Annotated in this window: 15 protein-coding genes; 4 read left to right on the forward strand and 11 right to left on the reverse strand. The window is 46.6% G+C overall.

The features are described from left to right. Positions 1–171: 171 nt before the first annotated feature. Positions 172–1593 carry an ATP-binding protein gene (locus tag Q5691_RS13205; protein WP_333345144.1) on the reverse strand — a complete coding sequence of 474 codons (1422 nt, stop codon included), beginning with the start codon at positions 1591–1593 and terminating at the stop codon, positions 172–174. A gap of 226 nt (positions 1594–1819) precedes the next feature. Between Q5691_RS13205 and Q5691_RS13210 the strand changes: the two genes are divergently transcribed. Both Q5691_RS13210 and Q5691_RS13215 read left to right on the forward strand, forming a co-directional pair. Next, positions 1820–1948 carry a hypothetical protein gene (locus Q5691_RS13210; RefSeq protein ID WP_333345146.1) on the forward strand — a complete coding sequence of 43 codons (129 nt, stop codon included), beginning with the start codon at positions 1820–1822 and terminating at the stop codon, positions 1946–1948. A 153-nt stretch (positions 1949–2101) separates the two neighbouring features. Then, entirely contained in the window at positions 2102–2419 is a 318-nt protein-coding gene (locus Q5691_RS13215) for a hypothetical protein (protein ID WP_333345148.1), read from the forward strand. A 53-nt stretch (positions 2420–2472) separates the two neighbouring features. Here Q5691_RS13215 and Q5691_RS13220 read toward each other — a convergent pair whose 3' ends face one another. The 5 genes from Q5691_RS13220 to Q5691_RS13240 form a co-directional block, all read right to left on the reverse strand. Then, the gene (locus Q5691_RS13220) at positions 2473–3084 is read right to left on the reverse strand and encodes a Uma2 family endonuclease (protein ID WP_333345182.1); all 612 of its coding nucleotides are present in this window, start codon (positions 3082–3084) and stop codon (positions 2473–2475) included. A 286-nt stretch (positions 3085–3370) separates the two neighbouring features. Continuing rightward, positions 3371–4315, reverse strand: coding sequence for a GDP-L-fucose synthase (locus Q5691_RS13225; protein WP_333345150.1), 945 nt, complete (start codon positions 4313–4315; stop codon positions 3371–3373). A 399-nt stretch (positions 4316–4714) separates the two neighbouring features. After that, complete coding sequence (gene gmd, locus Q5691_RS13230) at positions 4715–5746, reverse strand: GDP-mannose 4,6-dehydratase (protein ID WP_333309211.1); 1032 nt, start codon at positions 5744–5746, stop codon at positions 4715–4717. Positions 5747–6187: 441 nt separating this feature from the next. Next, positions 6188–6919 (reverse strand): sugar transferase, encoded by a 732-nt coding sequence (locus tag Q5691_RS13235; protein ID WP_333213176.1) that lies wholly within the window; start codon positions 6917–6919, stop codon positions 6188–6190. Positions 6920–7162: 243 nt separating this feature from the next. Further along, complete coding sequence (locus Q5691_RS13240; RefSeq protein WP_333213177.1) at positions 7163–8329, reverse strand: glycosyltransferase; 1167 nt, start codon at positions 8327–8329, stop codon at positions 7163–7165. A gap of 300 nt (positions 8330–8629) precedes the next feature. On the opposite strand from Q5691_RS13240, the gene Q5691_RS13245 reads away from it, so the two are divergent. After that, positions 8630–10726: an iron uptake porin gene (locus Q5691_RS13245; protein WP_333345184.1), complete on the forward strand. Its 2097-nt coding sequence runs from the start codon at positions 8630–8632 to the stop codon at positions 10724–10726. Positions 10727–11307: 581 nt separating this feature from the next. On the opposite strand, the gene Q5691_RS13250 is transcribed toward Q5691_RS13245, so the two are convergent. Both Q5691_RS13250 and Q5691_RS13255 read right to left on the reverse strand, forming a co-directional pair. After that, the gene (locus Q5691_RS13250) at positions 11308–13119 is read right to left on the reverse strand and encodes an NFACT RNA binding domain-containing protein (protein WP_333345152.1); all 1812 of its coding nucleotides are present in this window, start codon (positions 13117–13119) and stop codon (positions 11308–11310) included. Positions 13120–13357: 238 nt separating this feature from the next. Continuing rightward, positions 13358–14911 carry an NAD(P)/FAD-dependent oxidoreductase gene (locus Q5691_RS13255; protein ID WP_333345186.1) on the reverse strand — a complete coding sequence of 518 codons (1554 nt, stop codon included), beginning with the start codon at positions 14909–14911 and terminating at the stop codon, positions 13358–13360. Positions 14912–15203: 292 nt separating this feature from the next. Between Q5691_RS13255 and Q5691_RS13260 the strand changes: the two genes are divergently transcribed. Next, positions 15204–15791, forward strand: a complete 588-nt coding sequence (locus tag Q5691_RS13260) for a hypothetical protein (protein WP_333345154.1) — start codon at positions 15204–15206, stop codon at positions 15789–15791. A 253-nt stretch (positions 15792–16044) separates the two neighbouring features. Here the strand turns inward: Q5691_RS13260 and Q5691_RS13265 are convergent, their stop codons facing one another. The 3 genes from Q5691_RS13265 to Q5691_RS13275 form a co-directional block, all read right to left on the reverse strand. Next, positions 16045–17037 carry a permease gene (locus Q5691_RS13265; RefSeq protein WP_333345155.1) on the reverse strand — a complete coding sequence of 331 codons (993 nt, stop codon included), beginning with the start codon at positions 17035–17037 and terminating at the stop codon, positions 16045–16047. A gap of 16 nt (positions 17038–17053) precedes the next feature. Further along, the gene (locus tag Q5691_RS13270; protein WP_333345157.1) at positions 17054–17296 is read right to left on the reverse strand and encodes a thioredoxin family protein; all 243 of its coding nucleotides are present in this window, start codon (positions 17294–17296) and stop codon (positions 17054–17056) included. Between the two features lie 101 nt (positions 17297–17397). After that, positions 17398–17718, reverse strand: a complete 321-nt coding sequence (locus tag Q5691_RS13275) for a MerR family DNA-binding protein (RefSeq protein WP_333311267.1) — start codon at positions 17716–17718, stop codon at positions 17398–17400. Between the last annotated feature and the right edge of the window lie 420 nt (positions 17719–18138).

Genomic DNA, 18138 nt, shown 5'->3' on the forward strand with positions numbered 1-18138 from the left:
TTTGACTTCCAGTCCGACAGGGGTTAAAAACCCCTGTATCACAGCGAAAGTCCTCTAAAAGAGGACTACAATTAATTGCATTTTTATCACATTCTTTAGTCGGTTTTAACCGACTTTAGCTTTGAGGCAGGGGTTTCAACCCCTGTCGGACTGCCGGACTGTCGGAAAGTATCAACAAACTGGATTTGATATTACATATTGTCTCACCACAGGACAAACGCTGAATAGCGTTTCATTCTCCTGTTCTTCTATTTCAACTAACGATCGCCTCCCCAAAGATTGCAGCCCGTTGAATAACTCGGAGGGCGATAAATCGGCATCTTGTAGCAATTGCTCTATTGAAACTGAATTTGCTTCGCGGCTGAGGCGGCTGATGAGGTTTTTTTCTAATTCTGACAAACGATTTATCTGCGGGTGCAATGTTGCTGCCAATTCTTCCCCTAAGAATAGCCTATCATATTTTAAAAATTCTGCAACCCTACCTCGGAATATTTCTTGAATAGTGGTGGCGACTATTTTTAACCACAATGGATTGCCTCGGTAGGCGTTAATTAGGTTTTCCCATGTTTCAGGATTGAGTAAACTTTTTTGTCGAAAAATTTCGGCTGCTGCTGTACCTATGCCTTTGAGTTGCAAGGTGCGAACGGGTGATTTTTCTCCTTTTAAGGCGGTAATTTCTCTGGGTGGTTCCCAACTGTTGAGGATTAAGCAACTGTTGTGGGTTGTTTCTCCGATTTGTCTGAAGAGGATGCTGTAATTTTCGCATTCGGGGCGGTAATTTCCTGCTAATTGTCCGCTGCTGAGAATGGTTTGCACGTCGTCTAGGATAATGAGACAGCGGTTTTTTCGCAGGTATTCCATTAACAGAGAAATTCGCTCTGGGATGCTGGTAGGGAGTTCGATTTCGGGTTTATTTAAGAGAAATTTTAGGAGATTTTTTAGGGTTGTTTCTAAGGGTGGGGAGTGGCGGAGACTTCGCCAGATGACGCATTCAAAGTTATGCTGAATTTTGTGGATGAGGTGGAGGGAAAGTGCGGTTTTGCCGATGCCGCTGAGTCCTGATATTGCTGCGAGGTTGCACTTTTCTTGGACGATCGATTTTTCGAGGGTGGCGAGTTCGGATGTGCGTGAAGCGAAGCTATCGCCATCAGGCGAATCGAACAATGATGAAATATGAGGTGCGTCTGCTAAGTCTAGTCGGGTTTGGGGTTTGGAGGTGTCTGAGGTGGGGGTTGAGGGCGATCGGGTTTGTGGATATTCTGAAAATTGACTATCCTTACAGACATTGACATTACCAATAAAAAAATCGTTTCCCGAATTTGATGAAATGATGAATAATTGTCGTCTCTCCAGTGTCGAGCGTAAATTGGATGGAGTGACTTCTTCATCTAATACATTTGATAAACGCTTCCATAATTTGGAAGCTACATTCCTGACGTGACCTTCGCTACAATGCGATGCTTCTGCGATTTGAGAGTATTTTTGACCTTCCCATACACCCCCCAGGATAGCTTCTTGCAGATCCTCCAAATGTTCTCCCGTCTTAGCGAAAACCAGGTCGTCGGCAAATCTCAAGACTTCTTTAACGTCCATCGGTGAGTTAAGTTTAGGGGTTTAGCCTATTATACCTGCTCTTTTATGACATTTTATGACATGGATGGCAACATTTGACTTTTTTTGAGAGTTAGCGTCTAGTAAAATAACTTACATTTTCTGACTTTTTATGACTGGACATCATTGTAAATATAATGATATTATCCAAAAATAAGCGAGCATTTTCCGCTAATAAACTATAGCACAAGATTGGAGTATTAAGCTCATGGCTGACAAAGCAAAAAGAGAACCTAAGCTAAAATGTCCGCTGTCGCCAGAGCAAAAGGATACGGTCAAAGAGGTTGCTGATGTCATTGATAAGCATAGAAAATTTGTCAGAAAAATAACGGGTTAAAGCTAATAAATAGTTGTTTTTTTCCCTCGTAGAGATATGAGAAATGAGTTGAGTTTGCTTGAAATAATCCGACTATTTTTTGAAATGCTTTTTCAGCTAGTTGACTGACAGTATTGATTAATCGCAGACATTTTACCCTAAAAGGAAAGAAGTATGGACGCACTGGTAGCAGCAATCGCACAAATTTTAGATTACATTCACGCCCAAGGCCCCAACGGGATCGCACAGCTAACAACACTACTCGAAGCTTTCAGGGTTGGAGCAGTTTCTGTTGCGGCTCTGGTTGGCTTGGCTGTTAACGTACCCGTTGTTATTGAAGTTATTGGCCAGTTGATAGCTTTAATCAGTTCTGGTGCTGCTGTTCCTGAAATAGCGACGGCGATGGGGTCGTTGGCGGGTTCACTGGGACTATCTATTGAGGCTCTCATCCAAATATTACAATTTATCGGCGGTTTGATGCTGGCATTTTAAATATATCAAAAGCGATCGCCCTTCCTTAACTGAGGTACGATCGCACTTTCCATTTATCCCCTAGATCGCACTTCGTCAACATCTGCTTCTGAATCTTCCTTAGTAAAAACTACATCCTCATAAATAGCATCAATACCTGTGCGAAAATCTACGCTAGCCAAGTGAATTTCGCTTCCTTGATTATAGGAATACAAAACCCACAACCCTTCAGCATTACGGCGAAAACACTCTACCCGCTCACGTTTTTGGCTAATTAATACATACTCTTGAAGCGTTTCTAATTCTTGATAGTCAGCAAACTTATCGCCCCGATCGAATCCTTCCGTACCATTAGACAACACCTCGACAATTAAACAAGGATATCTTTTAAAAGATTGAAAGGCCTTGTCCCGTTCATCGCACGTTACCATCACGTCAGGATAGTAGTAAATATTCTTAGATTCAATCCTAGCTTTCATGTCGGACATATAGACACGACAGCCACTACCCCGAACATGATTTCTCAACAAGGTAACTAAGTTGACAGTAACAGTTACATGAGCGTCATTTGCACCAGCCATTGCATAGGTTTCGCCCTGAATATACTCGTGTTTGAGCGGACTGAGTTCTTCTAACTTCAGATACTCTTCCGGCGAGATATAATTGTGGGTGCGATCGGCAATCATTGGCTTTCCCAAATTTTAGTCTTCGATGATTTCAGTCGAGGTATTTGTATTATAGCAGTTTTCACTCGGATGAAATACAGGACACAGCAGTAGGGACACGGCACTGCTGCCGACTATTGTCAGTGAATTATCACCCAAATTTATAGAATTTATTAGTGCCAAAAGGCGGACTGGTTTGTGTAGGATAGGTTGCAACCGCCGACTATTATAAATTGAGGTTTCTAACCCGCATTTAGTATTATTCCTAAAAAAAACCGGTTTCTTGAAGAAACCGGGTTGTTCACACTTACGCGGCGTGTTGTCGATACCAATCAATCGTATTTTTCAACCCTTCCTTAAACTTCACCTCCGCAACAAAACCAAACTTTTCCGTAGCCCTTTGCGTATCCAAACAGCGACGTGGCTGACCGTTCGGTTTGTCTGTTTCCCAAACAATTTCTCCCTCAAATCCCATCAATTCGCAAATGGTTTCCACTAAATCGCGAATTTTAACTTCGCTATTTGTTCCCAAATTAACCGGGTCAGATTCACTGTAATCTTGGGTGGCCATCACAATTCCCCGCGCGGCATCTGTGGAATACAAAAACTCGCGGCTAGGGCTGCCGTCGCCCCAAACTGGGAGTGTTTTGTCTCCCCTTTCTTGCGCTTCGTGGACTTTGCGAATTAATGCGGGGATGACGTGGGAACTTTTCGGGTCAAAGTTATCTTCCGGGCCGTATAAATTGACTGGTAGCAAGTAGATACCGTTGAATCCGTACTGCTGGCGGTAGGATTGCAGTTGCACTAATAAGGCTTTTTTCGCTACTCCGTAAGGTGCGTTAGTTACCTCTGGATAGCCGTTCCACAGGTCATCTTCTTTGAAAGGAACTGGGGTGAAGTTGGGATAAGCGCAAATCGTGCCGACGCAGACAAATTTTTCGACTCCTGCTTCGTAGGCGGCGTGGATTAGTTGCACGCCCATCATCAAATTGTCGTAAAATAATTCAGCGGGTTTGAGTTGGTTTAAGCCGATGCCACCGACGTGGGCGGCGAGGTGAACGATGATATCTTGTTGGTCGGCGGCGCGCTTGCAGTTTTCCATGACGCGGAGGTCGCAGTCGCGCGATCGAGTTACAGAAATTTTATCAGCATCGGCCCCTGCTTTCACTAGCTGGTCGATTACCTGACGGCCCAAGAAACCGGCGCCGCCCGTGACTAGAATGCGTTTGCTGCTTAAATCCAAGCTTGTCATAATTTTACCCTCGGGATTTTGAATAAAGGTCGATCGACAATTTCAATTCTAAAATTGTTGCTTTAGCAAAAGAAGCCTCCAGCTACAGGACGCGGTTGCCCACAAATCTGTTTTAGCTGCTGCTGATAGGGACTGGTCCGTGCACACCCGAAAGTTAGATTTATTAGTAGCGAGTCCTCAACTATCATTTTAATGTTTTTATTAGCCCGCACAGCCTAAAATTTTGCGAGCAATTAAGGGGGTTCTTTGAATGCCGATCTCGCTAATAGCTGTAACCATCCTCTGATCAGTTGTGAAGTGTGTGCAGGGGCTATCCCTCGGTGCGCGCCTTTCGCCAAAGGGGTAGACACGGGGCCCTACCCCTACAAATTGTTCGCACTGACGGCTTGGTTTCGCGAGTTAATCAAATCCGTTGCCCGAACCTCGACCTTGCTCGTCTAAAGCTTTCATGTCAGCATCTACCATTAAATGTACTAACTCCTGAAAAGTTACAGAAGGTTCCCACTTTAATTGCTGGCGCGCCTTAGTCGAATCGCCTATCAACAGTTCGACTTCTGCCGGCCGCAAGTAGCGTTCGTCAAACTCCACATATTTTTGCCAATCTAAATTGACGTAAGTAAAAGCCAAATCGAGAAATTCCTTAATAGAATGAGTCTCGTTGGTAGCAATGACATAATCGTCAGGTTTGTCTTGTTGCAGCATCAGCCACATCGCCCGCACGTAGTCTTTAGCATAGCCCCAGTCCCGCTTAGAATCGAGATTGCCCAAGTAAATCTTTTTCTGCTTGCCGGCGACTATTCTGGCCACGGCGCGAGTAATTTTGCGAGTTACAAAAGTTTCGCCACGGCGGGGAGATTCGTGATTGAACAGAATGCCGTTGCAGGCAAAAAGTCCGTAAGATTCGCGATAATTTATTGTTTGCCAGTGCCCGTAAACTTTGGCGCAGGCGTAAGGACTTCTGGGATAAAAAGGAGTTGTTTCCTTTTGCGGAACTTCCTGTACCAAACCAAACATTTCCGAAGAACCTGCTTGATAGAACCGCACTTCTATGCCGGTGCGGTGCTGATAGTCCCGAATTGCTTCTAGCAGCCGCAATACTCCCATCCCTACTGTGTCAACCGTATATTCCGGCGAGTCAAAACTGACTCGAACGTGAGATTGAGCGCCTAAGTTATAAATTTCTACCGGCTGAACTTCTTCCAATATCCGGCGGAGAGTAGTGCCATCCGTCAAGTCGCCGTAGTGTAGAAACAGGCGCGCACCCTCGCTGTGAGGATCGACATAAATGTGGTCAATTCGATCGGTATTGAAACTAGAACTGCGCCGGATAATGCCGTGAACTTCATATCCTTTTTCTAACAGTAATTCGCTCAAGTAGGAGCCGTCTTGACCTGTAATACCTGTTATTAGCGCTCGCTTACGTTGCGTCATCTGATTTTCCTTTGACAGGCTGTGTTAATTCACAATAAATTTTTTGGCAGAGGCTGTTGCTCTCTGCCGTATTCTCAAACTGCTTTATAAAACTTACTCAAACTTCACTTTAGTTACCTAAAGCCAGTTGAAGTTTACTTCCTACGCTGTTGGGTAGTGGGCTATCCCAAGATAAGTAGGCTATCCCCCTTAAGCCAAAGGTTATAGAGTTAAGTTTAACACCTAAACCTAAAGTAGTCTATCTAGAAGAACTGATCTTTCTAGATGAATAAGAGGTAGGTTTATTTAAGTATTTGCCCCTGTAGTTAAGCTCACAATTCTTCGATCGGCATCCCGGAACTGTTTAGTTTTGACAAAGAGTTTGTCGCTGATTGTCAGTAGTCAGCATCAGTGGTCAGTAACAAATAAAACTAACTACCGATTGCTGACTGCGGACAAAAATTAGTATGCGCCGTTATTTTTGGGAAAAATCACAACTCCAATTGTTTTGAAAACAATCCACATATCCATCCAAAGGTTTTTGTCATTTGCGTAATAGAGGTCGATTTGGACTCGGCGGGGATAGGGAATATCGTTGCGACCAGACACTTGCCACAAGCCTGTAATTCCAGGTCTTATGGTGAGAATTTTGTTGATGTGACTGCCGTATCTCGGCAGTTCTTCTTCAACTAAAGGTCTCGGTCCGACGACACTCATATCTCCTTTTAAAACATTCCAAAACTGGGGAAACTCGTCTAAACTGGTCATTCGTAAAAATCTTCCAATCCAGGTAATTCGAGGGTCTTGTTTCAGCTTGAAATTGTCCTCAAACTCTTGACGCAAATGCGGAGAATTTTCCATGATTTCTAGCAATATATCGTCCGCATTTTCCACCATCGTTCTGAATTTAAGACAATAAAACCTTTTACGGTTTTTGCCTACTCGTTCCTGTACGTAAAAAATAGGACCGGGCGAGCTTAAGGCGATTAAGAAAGCCAAAAGCAGGTAAACCGGAGCAAACAGGATCAGAACCGATAAGGAAAACAGGATGTCAAATAACCGCTTGAAAAGTTCTCCGTCGAAGCTCTGTAGAGAACGGCTTATGCGTCTATCTCCTTGCAGGACAGACCCAAAACCGCGTCTTGCGATCGCTCGAATTACCTTGCCGGAGATTAGTTGGCTGTCGGCAGTCATCTTACTCCTTCACTTCACACCACACACAGTCCTGATCATAAAGCCTCAAGACGCTTTGTTCTCTCAATTATGTTTCCAATACTCAATTTTCTGCCTTCAGAAGGCTTCAAAAGGCAGAAGGAAGAAGGAAGAGGGCTTCTGGCGGCCGAAGGAAAAAGGCACAAGGCACTGATGCAGAGGTCTTCTCAAGGCACTTATACAAAGGCAGAAGGAAGATTGTCACGCTATCGGGTTCTGGCACTCTCAAGCCCCAGACTCGGTAAAATCACGGGAGTGAAATTCCTGATAGCAGCGTTCCACAAAAGCTAGATAGCGCTGCCCAAAAACTTTGGGGGCAAACTGTTCAGCGCGCAACCTGCAGATTTCTGGGCGAAATTTGCCTTGCAACTGCTCAAATTCCTTGACAGCTTCGACTAATGCTGATGCGGTTTGGGAGGAAAAAAATAAACCAGTTCCTGTCTCTGGGTGTTGGCGAATGTCGAGCACTGTCTCCAAAGCGCCCCCTGCTGCATAGGAAATTACTGGTGTTCCGCAAGCTTGAGCCTCTACCAAAGCTATGCCAAAATCTTCGCAAGCTGCATAGACAAAGGCTTTCGCCTCTGCCATATACTTTTCAACTATGGAGGCGGGTTGCCAGCCGAGCACTTGCACGTTGGGTTTGGCGATTTGCCGAATCATTTCTAATTCTGGCCCGGTGCCGATGACAATTAGAGTATGCCCGAGTTGATTGAATGCTTGGACGATCGCACTTACGTTTTTGTAACTTACCAACCGACAAACGGTGACGTAAAAGTCTTGTTTTTGCCGCATCAAGGAAAATCGCTCGATATTTACCGGCGGATAAATCACCTGGGCCCGCCGCCGATAGCACCGCCAAATTCGGCGCGCAGTGTGTTGAGAGTTAGCGATGAAATAATCAACGCGATTGGCGGAAATTACGTCCCACTGCCGGAGTCGATGCAACAAATATCGCGTCAGCAGACCCTGGATGCCCCGTCCGGCTTTGCTGCTACGCAAATAGTCAAAAGTTAAGTCCCAAGCGTAGCGCATGGGCGTATGGCAGTAGCAGACGTGCATTTGCTGGGGACTGCTGAGGATGCCTTTGGCAACGGCATGGGATGAGGAGAGGATGATGTCGTATTCTCGCAGATCTAGTTGTTCGATCGCGATCGGCAGAAAGGGCAGATATTTTTGGACACCGCTGCGGGCCTTGGGAAAGTGCTGTAAAAATGTTGTGCCAATCTGTCGGCCGAAAAGATAGCTTTCGGGATTGGCCGATTCAAAGTCGATGAGGGCATAGACATCTGCCTCGTCTACGTGTTTGAGGATTTCCTGTACTACGAGTTCTGAACCGCCAGTAGCTAAGGGCGTCAACCATTCGTGAACTAGGGCGTATTTGAGTTTTTTCACTTGTATTTGTAGCCGCTCAAACGATTTGTTAGCGCCAGTGCTGTCAATATTAGTCTTAGTGAGGGATAACTTACGCAATATCGGGCCATCAACCAGGTTTCTATGTAACTATTTAGCTCAAACCAAGGATTTTGGGAATAAACGGAGTTTTTGTCAAATCAGCCACAGCCAAACTGCACTCTCCGACAGTGATTTCCCCGATTGTTGACAAGAATTACTATTAGGCAGAATATTGAAGGTGATTTGCTGGTGCCTAAATCTTCGGAACGGGCGATCGGCTCAATGTGGTGTAAGGAAAAAATGTCCAAATTTTTGTGGAAGGGACTTTTAGTTAGTCCCGCTGTATTGGCAGCAAGTTTAGTCGTATCTTCGACGGCGCTAGCAGCAGAGAAACAGGTAGAAATTGCCACCATAGCTCAAGCTGATCAATTGCAATTAGCAGGTGCTGCAACCGAGGTGGCAAAGGCTGAAACAGCAAAGGCTGAGACAGGCGAAGCAGCGTCGCTAGCTAGCAACTTGACTGTTGAAACTATTGAGAAAGAAAGTGCGAACCTCTACGAGGGCTTTCCTTCGGATCGCTTGGCTAACGCTAACGAGCCGATTGCCCCAGTTGCCGAACAAGCAAAAGCACCGGAAAACGCAGTTGCAGGGGATTTAAGCGAAACCAAACCCGCAGTCGCGCCCGCAAATTTCAGTGCCGAAGAACCTGTCGCGGAGCAAATTCCCGCAGTCGAGCCCGCAAACTTAAGCGAAACCCAACCCGCCGCTACACCGACTAATTTAAGCGCCCAAGAGCAGATTTCCCAATCGCCAAATCCAAATGCCCAACCTCCAGCACAGTCAAATGTTTTAGAACAAATCAACGAATACAGCACAGAAGGCAGTAGCAGCGAAGATGCGGCCGGCCAAGTAACCTCTGTTTCGCAACTTTCCGACGTTCGGCCCACAGATTGGGCGTTCCAAGCTTTGCAGTCTCTAGTAGAGCGCTACGGGTGCATAGCTGGTTATCCTGACGGCACTTTTCGCGGTAACCGGGCGATGACTCGCTACGAGTTTGCCGCAGGTTTAAATGCGTGTTTGGATAAAGTTAGTGAGCTGATTCAAGGCGGTTCCAGAAATCTGGCGACGCGAGAAGATTTGGCTTCTGTGCAAAGGTTGCAAGAAGAATTTGCGGCGGAATTGGCAACTTTACGTGGCCGCGTCGATGCTTTGGAAGCGCGCGCCTCTGAATTAGAAGCAAATCAGTTTTCGACTACGACTAAACTCAACGGCGAAGTGATATTTGGTTTGGCGGGTATCGCCAGGGGAGAGGATGCTGAAGGTAACGATGCCGATAAAGCGACGGCTTTTGGCAGCAGGGTTCGTATCAATTTCGACACGAGTTTCTCTGGAGAAGATTTGCTGAGAACTCGACTGCAAGTTTTGAATCTGGGTTCGTTTTCTACTAATAATACGAAAACCGCTGAAGGGGAATTGCGGTTTAATGCTGGGCCTTTTGGCGAGGCTAGCAATACCGTAGGTTTAGATGCGCTGCTTTACCAATTCCCTATCGGCAAAAGCACTACTGTAATTCTAGAAGCCAACGCCGGCGCTGCTGATGATTTTACCAACACTGTCAACCCTTACTTTGACGGAGACGGCAGCTACGGCGCTCTTTCTAACTTCGGTACTCGCAACCCAATTTACTATTTGACTGGTGGTTCTGGCATCGCTCTGCGGCATCAGTTTGGGGAAAAACTGGAACTGAGTTTGGGATATTTGGCCGGCAATGCTGCGGACCCGACGCGGGGAAATGGTTTGTTTAACGGCTCTTACGGCGGTTTGGCTCAGTTGACTTTCAAACCGAGCGAGAGCATGGCTTTAGGTTTAACTTACGTTAACTCCTACAACTTTGTTACCGGTACAGGCAGCAATGCTTCTAATTTCCCGGCGCGTCTCGGTTCCTTCGGGTTCGACAGCGATAGCACTCTCCCAGTTTCTAGCAATTCCTACGGCGCGCAAGCTTCGTGGCAGTTGAACCGGAGATTTGCAATTGGCGGTTGGGCGGGTTACACCAACCAGCGCATTTTATCCAACTTGGCTACTCCTACGGGTTCTGTGCAGCGGGGCGATCAAAAAATCTGGAACTGGGCAGTTACTTTGGCTTTTCCTGATTTGTTGAAAGAAGGAAATGTGGCGGGGATTGTGGTAGGTATGGAGCCGCGGGTGACGAGTTCTACTAATCGGACTTTGCCGGAAGATAAGGATACTTCGCTGCACGTTGAAGGTTTTTATCAGTTTAAGTTGAGCGATAATATTGCTATCACTCCTGGTTTGATTTGGCTGACTGCTCCCGACCACAATAAGAATAATTCTGATTTGGTGATTGGGGTTGTCAGAACCACGTTTACTTTCTAAGAGCGGGCCTTGGGGATTTTAGATTTTAGATTTTAGATTTTAGATTGGCGGTTTTAATCTAAAATCTAAAATCGCCAATCTACAATCGGTGGGGGCTTGGGTTTAAGGTTTAAACAGAAACGACCAGCTTTAGCTAAAGCTGGTCTGCACAAATAGTTAAATCCGTTGTGTTCCCACAGTGTTTTTCTCACAGTGAGGAAACCCAAGTTGCACGTTTCTTTGCAAAGGGTTCTAAAAGAAATATCATCTCTCTTAAGGGGTACTTTATCAACAAAATGTAAAGTTTTGTAATAAAACTTTACATTACAGGCGAATATAAATTGTGATATCGTTTCCGGTTGCATCGGAATGATTTAACAGCAGAGGGCGCAGAGAACGCAGAGGGAGAGAATACAGAGATGAATAATTCCGATGCTACCGGATTTGATATTAGGGGGCGATCGCACTCCCAGTCACTTTGTATAATCAACCCTAGGTTCAAAAATCCGGTTTCTGCGTAGGTTTATCGGTTCCAAACAGGTTATTTGAGGTAAAAACGAAGTTTCGATTGCCGATCGACCCTTTTACTCACTTTATATAAATTATGCCGGAGCTTGCTGCGGTCTACCCCAGACAATCCGCTCCTGCTTGTATACAACCATACCCGGTTTTGCGCCTTTGGGCTTGTATACATATTTCGGTTCTGTATAAACCACCGGGACTTGTTCGCTGTGGCGGGCGCGACTGTAGTAAGCAGTCATGTCGGCGGCAAATTGCAAATCGGTTTCTTCAGCCACAGTACCGGGTTCCAGACGCAGCAAAGCGTGACTTCCGGGAATCTCTAGGGTGTGGAACCACAAGTCGTAGTCGTTGGCGGTGCGAAAAGTGAGTTGGTCGTTTTGGCGGTTGTTGCGCCCGATTAATAATTCAAAGCCGCTGGGGCTTTGGTAGCGGTGAAATTCGATCGCAGCATTTTTGTCGGTACTGCGGTAATCTGGTACATCTAGATATTTTTGTTGGATCAGTTCTTCGCGGATTTCGGCGAGGGTTTGCAAATCTTGGGTGTTGCGGTAGGTTTCCAATACTGAAAGTGCGACTTCAACTTGTTCTAAATAGTCGATTTCTTCCTGTACGGCGGCTAACAAAGGTTCTACTGCAATGCGGGCTCTTTTAAGTTTTTGGTGTTTTTTGTAGAGGGCTTGAGCGTTTTGAACGGCGTTTTTTTCCGGGTTTAGGGAAATGACAACTGGTTTTTCGGTTTCAAAGTCGGGGAGAGAAATTGATTTCATTCCCGGTTCCCAATGCTGCAAAGAAGCCATCAGCAAGTCGGCTTGGGATTTGTGGGTGTCGGCGTCTGCAGATTGCTGCAATCGTTCTTTAAATGTGTTGGCTTTGAGGCGCAGTTTGGCTAGGACGTTGTTGAGTTTTTGGGTAAGCTGATGCCGCAGTTGGGCGAATACTTCTTGATTGATTTGGCCTGTGTAGTAGCTGTTAAGTATTTCTTGAACCGAAGAAGGAAGTTCGGCAACGGATACTGTAACGGATTTAACGGATGTCAGGAAGGAAGAATTAGAGGGCGCCGAGTACGGGGGCATCGCCCGTACATTTTGATTTTCTGGTGTCGGCCAATCGATGACTGTGTAGCCTTCGGGGGTAAAACTCGGGTGAAATTTCGAGTTTTCTAGGCATTGCAGCCAGTATAGCCAGCGCTGGAATAGTTGCTGCCAGTCGTCGGGATTGAGGCTGTCGGTGGATTGTTCGGGGTCTAAAGAAGCCGATCGAATCATTGCCAAAACTAAGGCTTTACTCATCCCTCGGTAATTCTTCAACAGATTGCCCTTTAATTGCCCAGGAACCAGGCTAATTCGTGATTGCCAGCGGTTTTGAGATTCGCTCAAACTCGGCACTGCATCGGTCAACGACGGGGGCATTTCGTAGGGTTGCCCGGTTTGGATGGGACGGACGGTGGACTGTTTGGCGCTGACTTGGTGGGCGCAGGTGACAACGAGGTTGTCTTGGGCGGTGAGGATGACGTTGCTGTACTTGCCCATGATTTCGGCGTACAGGTGCCAGAGGGCTGGTTCTCCGGGACGTTTGGCGAATTGCAAGTCGATGACTCTTTCCCAGGATGAAACAGGGGCGATGGAAACTAAGGCTAAACCGCTGAGTTGGTGCCGCAGTTGTTCGCTGAAGGTGAAGGTATCGGGAATGCGGGGCGGGGGGTCGCCGACGCAGATGCGGGCGGCCACAGGATGCCAGGAAAGGTCAATCCAGCCGCGCCCTTTCATGGTACGCAGCGCCAGGGACACGGTAAATCGATCGCGCTGGTAGACTTGTTCTAAGCGCGCTGGCAGCCATTGGGCTCGCAGTTCGCTGCAAGCTGCGGTTAAAGTTGTAAAGTCTACGGGTTGCACGGTGGCCTCTTTGCGATCGAACTATCTATTTCTATGCTGACAGATATCGGTCACATTTTACTAACTAATATCAAATTATTGTTTACTCTTGGGTTCGCATCCTTCGCTATGAAAGCCCTTCAATAATCCCGTTAACAAATAACAAATAACAAATAACTAATAGACATCTCCTAAAAATCAGGTTTTGAACAGGCATCCTGCCTGTTCCACAATAATTATGGGAGATATCTAATAACAACTAACTAATAACTTCCCGAATCAATTGCAAATGTTTGTCCAAAGGTGCGATCGTATTGGCGGCGATCGCCCCGCTAGCAGCAACAGCGGGCAAACCAATTCCCGGAAATGTCGAATCTCCGCAGCAAAACAGCCCCGCTAAAGGCGTTGTCGGCCCGGGAAACAAGCCGTTACCAGCCCGAATTCCGGGCCCGTAGGAACCGCGATGGCGGCGCAAAAACCGTTCGTGGGTGAGGGGTGTCCCAACTAAGGTGACTTCTGCGCGCGATCGAATATTGGGGATAATTCTCTCTAAGGCTTCCCACATTACCTCGGCGCGCGCTTGTTTTTGCCGCTTGTACTCTCCGCTGCTGCGATTGAGCTTTTGCCACAAATCGTAAGGCTCGTTTCCGGGGGTATATGCGTGAATGACGTGCTTTCCGGGAGGCGCGAGGTGGGGGTCGAGGAGGGAGGGAATCGAGACGAGAACGACGTTCTGAGGGGCAGAAACGCCCATTTCCCAGTCTTTGACGAAGATGTAGTGACAAGCCAAGTCCGATCGCACTCCGGCAGCATCAATTCCCAGATGCAGGTGCATGAAGCTGTCGCACTCTGGCGTCGCCTGCCGCTGCTGCCGAAACCTTTGCGGGATTGAGGTTTCAGGCAACAGTTTCAGGGTATCCCAAACGGATGCGTTGGAGACGACGGCTTTGTGCGATCGAATTATTTTGCCTGATCGCAGCCGCACGCCCGCAGCCCGGTTGTTTTCCACCAAAACTTCTGCAACGTGGGAATTTAGCAGCAACTGCCCTCCGTGGCGCTCTAAACCGCGTACCAGGGCATTTACCAGAGCTCCACTACCGCCGATCGGATAGTCCAAAACTGCATTGGGACGATACCAGTCGGCGAACATGAAAGCGACTTCGGCTGCGATCGTTCCGTCGGCGGGAAGTCCAGACAGCAGGAAACACAACAAATTCAGCCAATTTCGGACAAACGGATCTTTGACGTTTTTGTCCATAATTTTGCTGAAAGGGCCTGCAAGTGCGATCGCGTCGCCAGCACTTTTCAGGAAAGCCGGCGCAAATTTGCCGAGGGTAAAAACAGCGCCCAAATCGAAGCGCAAAGCCAGGGAGGGCAAGGCTGTGGCAGCTTTGGCGTAGGGTTCCATGATGCCCTGGAGTTGCCGCCATTCGGCGACTGCTTCCGCGCCGCGCAGTTGTGCGAGCACTTCGCCAAATTGACTCGCACCAACGGATGTGTCGAAATCGCCTTCTGGCAAACAGCAACCCCAGGTATCGTAGGTGATGCAGGGGAGTTTTTCGCCGATCGCATCCAAAACTTGCCGCAGGGGATTGGCAGACGGGCTGTAGGATAATCCTGAGTACAGGGAGGGCCCGGAGTCGAAGCTAAATCCGTCGCGTTCAAAACCGTGTGCGGCGCCGCCCGCGATCGAATGGCTTTCGCAAACCACAACCTCAAAGCCATAGCGGGCCAGCATTGCAGCGCACGTCAAGCCGCCAATCCCGCTGCCGATGACGATGATTTCTGTGTCTGTGGGGGCGATCGCAACCATGTTTTTCTCCGCTACTTCAGCTAATATTATCAATGTCTTGCAGCTTTAGGACTTACGCCTTTAACAGATGCGATCCACCCTAGCCCTCCAAAACACAAGGGGGAAGAAGCAAGGACTTGACTGTAGGCTCGATCCCCCCTAGCCCCCCTTAATAAGGGGGGGACAAGAAGCAGTCAAAGTTCTTGTTAAAAACGGCAGGCTTAGAAGCATTCAAAGTCCCCCTTATTAAGGGGGATTTAGGGGGATCTAGACTCAGCCACCACCCTTAAAATACCAATCTGTATATTATTAAATGGAAAATCTATCTATTCTAGAACAAGCTGCCCAATCTAATTCTAAACCATTTCCCGAAGCTGTAGTCGCCGCCCTCCTCGAAGCTGAGAAAAACGCGAAAAAAAATAAAATTCGCTATTCTTTCGAGCAATTAATCGGCAACTGGCAACTCTGCTTTATCACTGGCACCAAAAAGACTCGACAAAAAGCGGGGATTGTTTTGGGGGCGGGACGTTACATCCCTCAGTGGATTGCAAAAATTCAAATTGCTTATTCGGCAGAACCTGTTGCTGAAGGGGAAGAGAATAGCGAAACCGGCAGGGTGGAGAATTCGGTGCAAGTTGGGGCGATCGTACTAACTCTTTCCGGGCCGACTAAGTTTTTGGTTAATAAAAATATTTTAGCTTTTGATTTTACCAGAATTACGGTGAAATTGTTGGGTAAAACTGTGTATCAAGGATTTATTCGCGGTGGAGAAGCGCGGGAGGCGGAATTTTTTAGTTTGAGTGTGGGGAAGCAGGCATTTTTTGCATATTTTCTGGTAGAAGATGGGATAATTGCGGCTAGGGGAAGGGGCGGCGGATTGGCTTTGTGGGGGAGAGTTTAGAGGAATTAAGGAGGCGATCGAGTAATTGTTTTTGATAGCACTCAGGTATTGGCGAATTCCCAGGGGATTGTTGACCCGAAATACAGTCGAGATTTCCTGCATATGAACCCAGAAGGCTATGCGGCACTCAACTAAGATATAGCAATCCTCGCATCATTTGTGAATTTCTTACTCCCTCCCCGCGAGTTCGGGGAGGGTTGGGGTGGGGTGAAAAATTTACGACTCCGGCAAGGATTGCTGTAGTAGGTTGCAGCTAAGCAAGAAGAGCATTGAATAAATAGCCGATACTGATTATGCCAAGAGTCATTAGGCTGATGAAAAGAGCTAAAAGTTGAGGGCGAAGAACTTTTTTCAGAATGACCATCTCAGGTAATGAAAGAGCGGTAACAGCCATTGTGAAGGCTAACACAGTTCCGAGGGGCATTCCTTTGTTAACCAGTGCTTCAGTAATCGGCATCACACCAGCAATATTCGCATAGAGTGGCACACCTAAAATAACCGCAATAGGAACGGCTAAGGGGTTGTCACGTCCTGCTATCTGGGTGACTAAAGTAGTCGGAACATAACCATGAATTCCTGCACCGATCGCAATTCCTATGACCACATAAAGCCAAACGGATTGCACAATTTGACTAGATTGAAACCATCCCTGTTCAAATCGCTGGTTCCAAGTGAGCTGATTAGATTCAAATTCATCTGTTTGAGCCTCTAGTAATCGGGATTTTTGAATTTCCCAAACAAAGGGTTCCACCCATTTTTCTAATTTTAGTAATCCGATCGTATATCCAGCCACGATCGCCAATCCAACGCCGAAGCCGATATAAAGAAGCGTAACCTTCAACCCAAATAATCCCCAGATCAACACCACCGCCACCTCATTGACCATTGGTGCTGAGATCAGATAGGAAAATGTGACTCCTAAAGGAACACCTGCTTCCAAAAATCCGATAAAAAGAGGAACCGCCGAACAGGAGCAAAACGGTGTAATAATGCCCACAAGAGCCGCCAGGATATTCCCGCCGAAGGTGCGCTTGCCTTCTAACCAATGCCGGACTTTTTCGGGTTCTAAAAAGCTTTGAAATGTACCAACAATAAAACTGATTACAATCAGCAATGTTAAAACTTTAGGTACATCGTAAAGGAAAAAATGTAAACTGGCTCCGAGGTGAGATTTTATAGATAAACCCAAGAGGCGAGTCACAATCTGAGTAGCTAACCAGTCGAACGGATAAAACGGATCGAACATGGTTTTTCTCCAATTATTAGAGTTGTAAGAGTCTCTGAATTTCTGCGCTCGTGATCACTTTTCCTTTGCTGACGACTTTCCCGTTGATGGTCAATGCTGGAGTAGACATAACACCGCGTTTAGCAATTTCGATCGGGTCGGTGATGTGCAGGATTTCAGCTTCTAAATTCAAAGCGGCGATCGCCTCCTTGGCATTAGCTTCCAACTGCTGACATTTTTTACAACCCGCTCCTAATATTTCCATCTCCATCGCCTTCATAGCATGGCTCCTTTTTTACTTATGTAATTTTGTTCAGTTATAGGCTCAGGTAGAGCTAAGTTTTACAGTCAAGATGCTCTTTGAGCGCGCGCTGCTTCTGGTTATTTTTCAAGAACGAGGCATTGATAAGTTGGGTCGGACTGCTCTAATTTGGTTTGACCTTGCTCGACCAAAGGCACTAGCTCATCATGCAGCGATCGCAATTGTCGAATGTTGTCCTCAATTGCCTGAACTTTCTTGTTTAGTCTGTCATCGACGACTTTACAGGCGAGTAATTGCCCATCTTCCAACGCTATAATTTCCTTAATTTCCTCAAGACTTCGCCCTAAAGACTTGGCACTAGAAATAAAGGCAAGTCGTTCCATATCCTGCCGGCTAAAGAGGCGATCGCCCGCTTCAGTCCACTGGGGAGATGGGTTCAATCCAATACGCCCATAAAAATATAGAATAGAGTTTGTGGATTGAGTCCTAAACGACGAGAGACTTCGCCCACTTGGAACATTGATATTATCTCCCTTGCAACCTATTAAACTAATCATATACCCTATCTTAAGGTATAGGGTATAGGGTGAGAAGTTAAGATTTGTTGAAGCTACTGGATTTCAGGGGGCGACCAGCGACTCCAAACCAATATGAATCAATGCTTGTAGGACTCAGGCGGGGTAAAAAAGATATTAGCTTATTGACAACTGACTTTTTTCGCTCAAAAATAAACCTTAATTCAGCCTCCCGATTATGGTAAAAAATAACGGTCTTATTATTTCAACAATATCGCGATTAAAATCGCTGCCTCAATTCTACCAAAATACCGCCAACAATACTTGAATAAATCGCAAGTGATG

Source organism: Microcoleus sp. w1-18aA5, from assembly GCF_036701705.1.
Lineage (GTDB): Bacteria > Cyanobacteriota > Cyanobacteriia > Cyanobacteriales > Microcoleaceae > Microcoleus.

Bases quoted from the DNA above. Each gene is read 5' to 3' on its own strand.
- Q5691_RS13205 (WP_333345144.1), bottom strand. From the start codon at position 1,593: ATGGACGTTAAAGAAGTCTTGAGATTTGCCGACGACCTGGTTTTCGCT.
- Q5691_RS13210 (WP_333345146.1), top strand. From the start codon at position 1,820: ATGGCTGACAAAGCAAAAAGAGAACCTAAGCTAAAATGTCCGCTGTCG.
- Q5691_RS13215 (WP_333345148.1), top strand. From the start codon at position 2,102: ATGGACGCACTGGTAGCAGCAATCGCACAAATTTTAGATTACATTCAC.
- Q5691_RS13220 (WP_333345182.1), bottom strand. From the start codon at position 3,084: ATGATTGCCGATCGCACCCACAATTATATCTCGCCGGAAGAGTATCTG.
- Q5691_RS13225 (WP_333345150.1), bottom strand. From the start codon at position 4,315: ATGACAAGCTTGGATTTAAGCAGCAAACGCATTCTAGTCACGGGCGGC.
- gmd (WP_333309211.1), bottom strand. From the start codon at position 5,746: ATGACGCAACGTAAGCGAGCGCTAATAACAGGTATTACAGGTCAAGAC.
- Q5691_RS13235 (WP_333213176.1), bottom strand. From the start codon at position 6,919: ATGACTGCCGACAGCCAACTAATCTCCGGCAAGGTAATTCGAGCGATC.
- Q5691_RS13245 (WP_333345184.1), top strand. From the start codon at position 8,630: ATGTCCAAATTTTTGTGGAAGGGACTTTTAGTTAGTCCCGCTGTATTG.
- Q5691_RS13255 (WP_333345186.1), bottom strand. From the start codon at position 14,911: ATGGTTGCGATCGCCCCCACAGACACAGAAATCATCGTCATCGGCAGC.
- Q5691_RS13260 (WP_333345154.1), top strand. From the start codon at position 15,204: ATGGAAAATCTATCTATTCTAGAACAAGCTGCCCAATCTAATTCTAAA.
- Q5691_RS13265 (WP_333345155.1), bottom strand. From the start codon at position 17,037: ATGTTCGATCCGTTTTATCCGTTCGACTGGTTAGCTACTCAGATTGTG.
- Q5691_RS13270 (WP_333345157.1), bottom strand. From the start codon at position 17,296: ATGAAGGCGATGGAGATGGAAATATTAGGAGCGGGTTGTAAAAAATGT.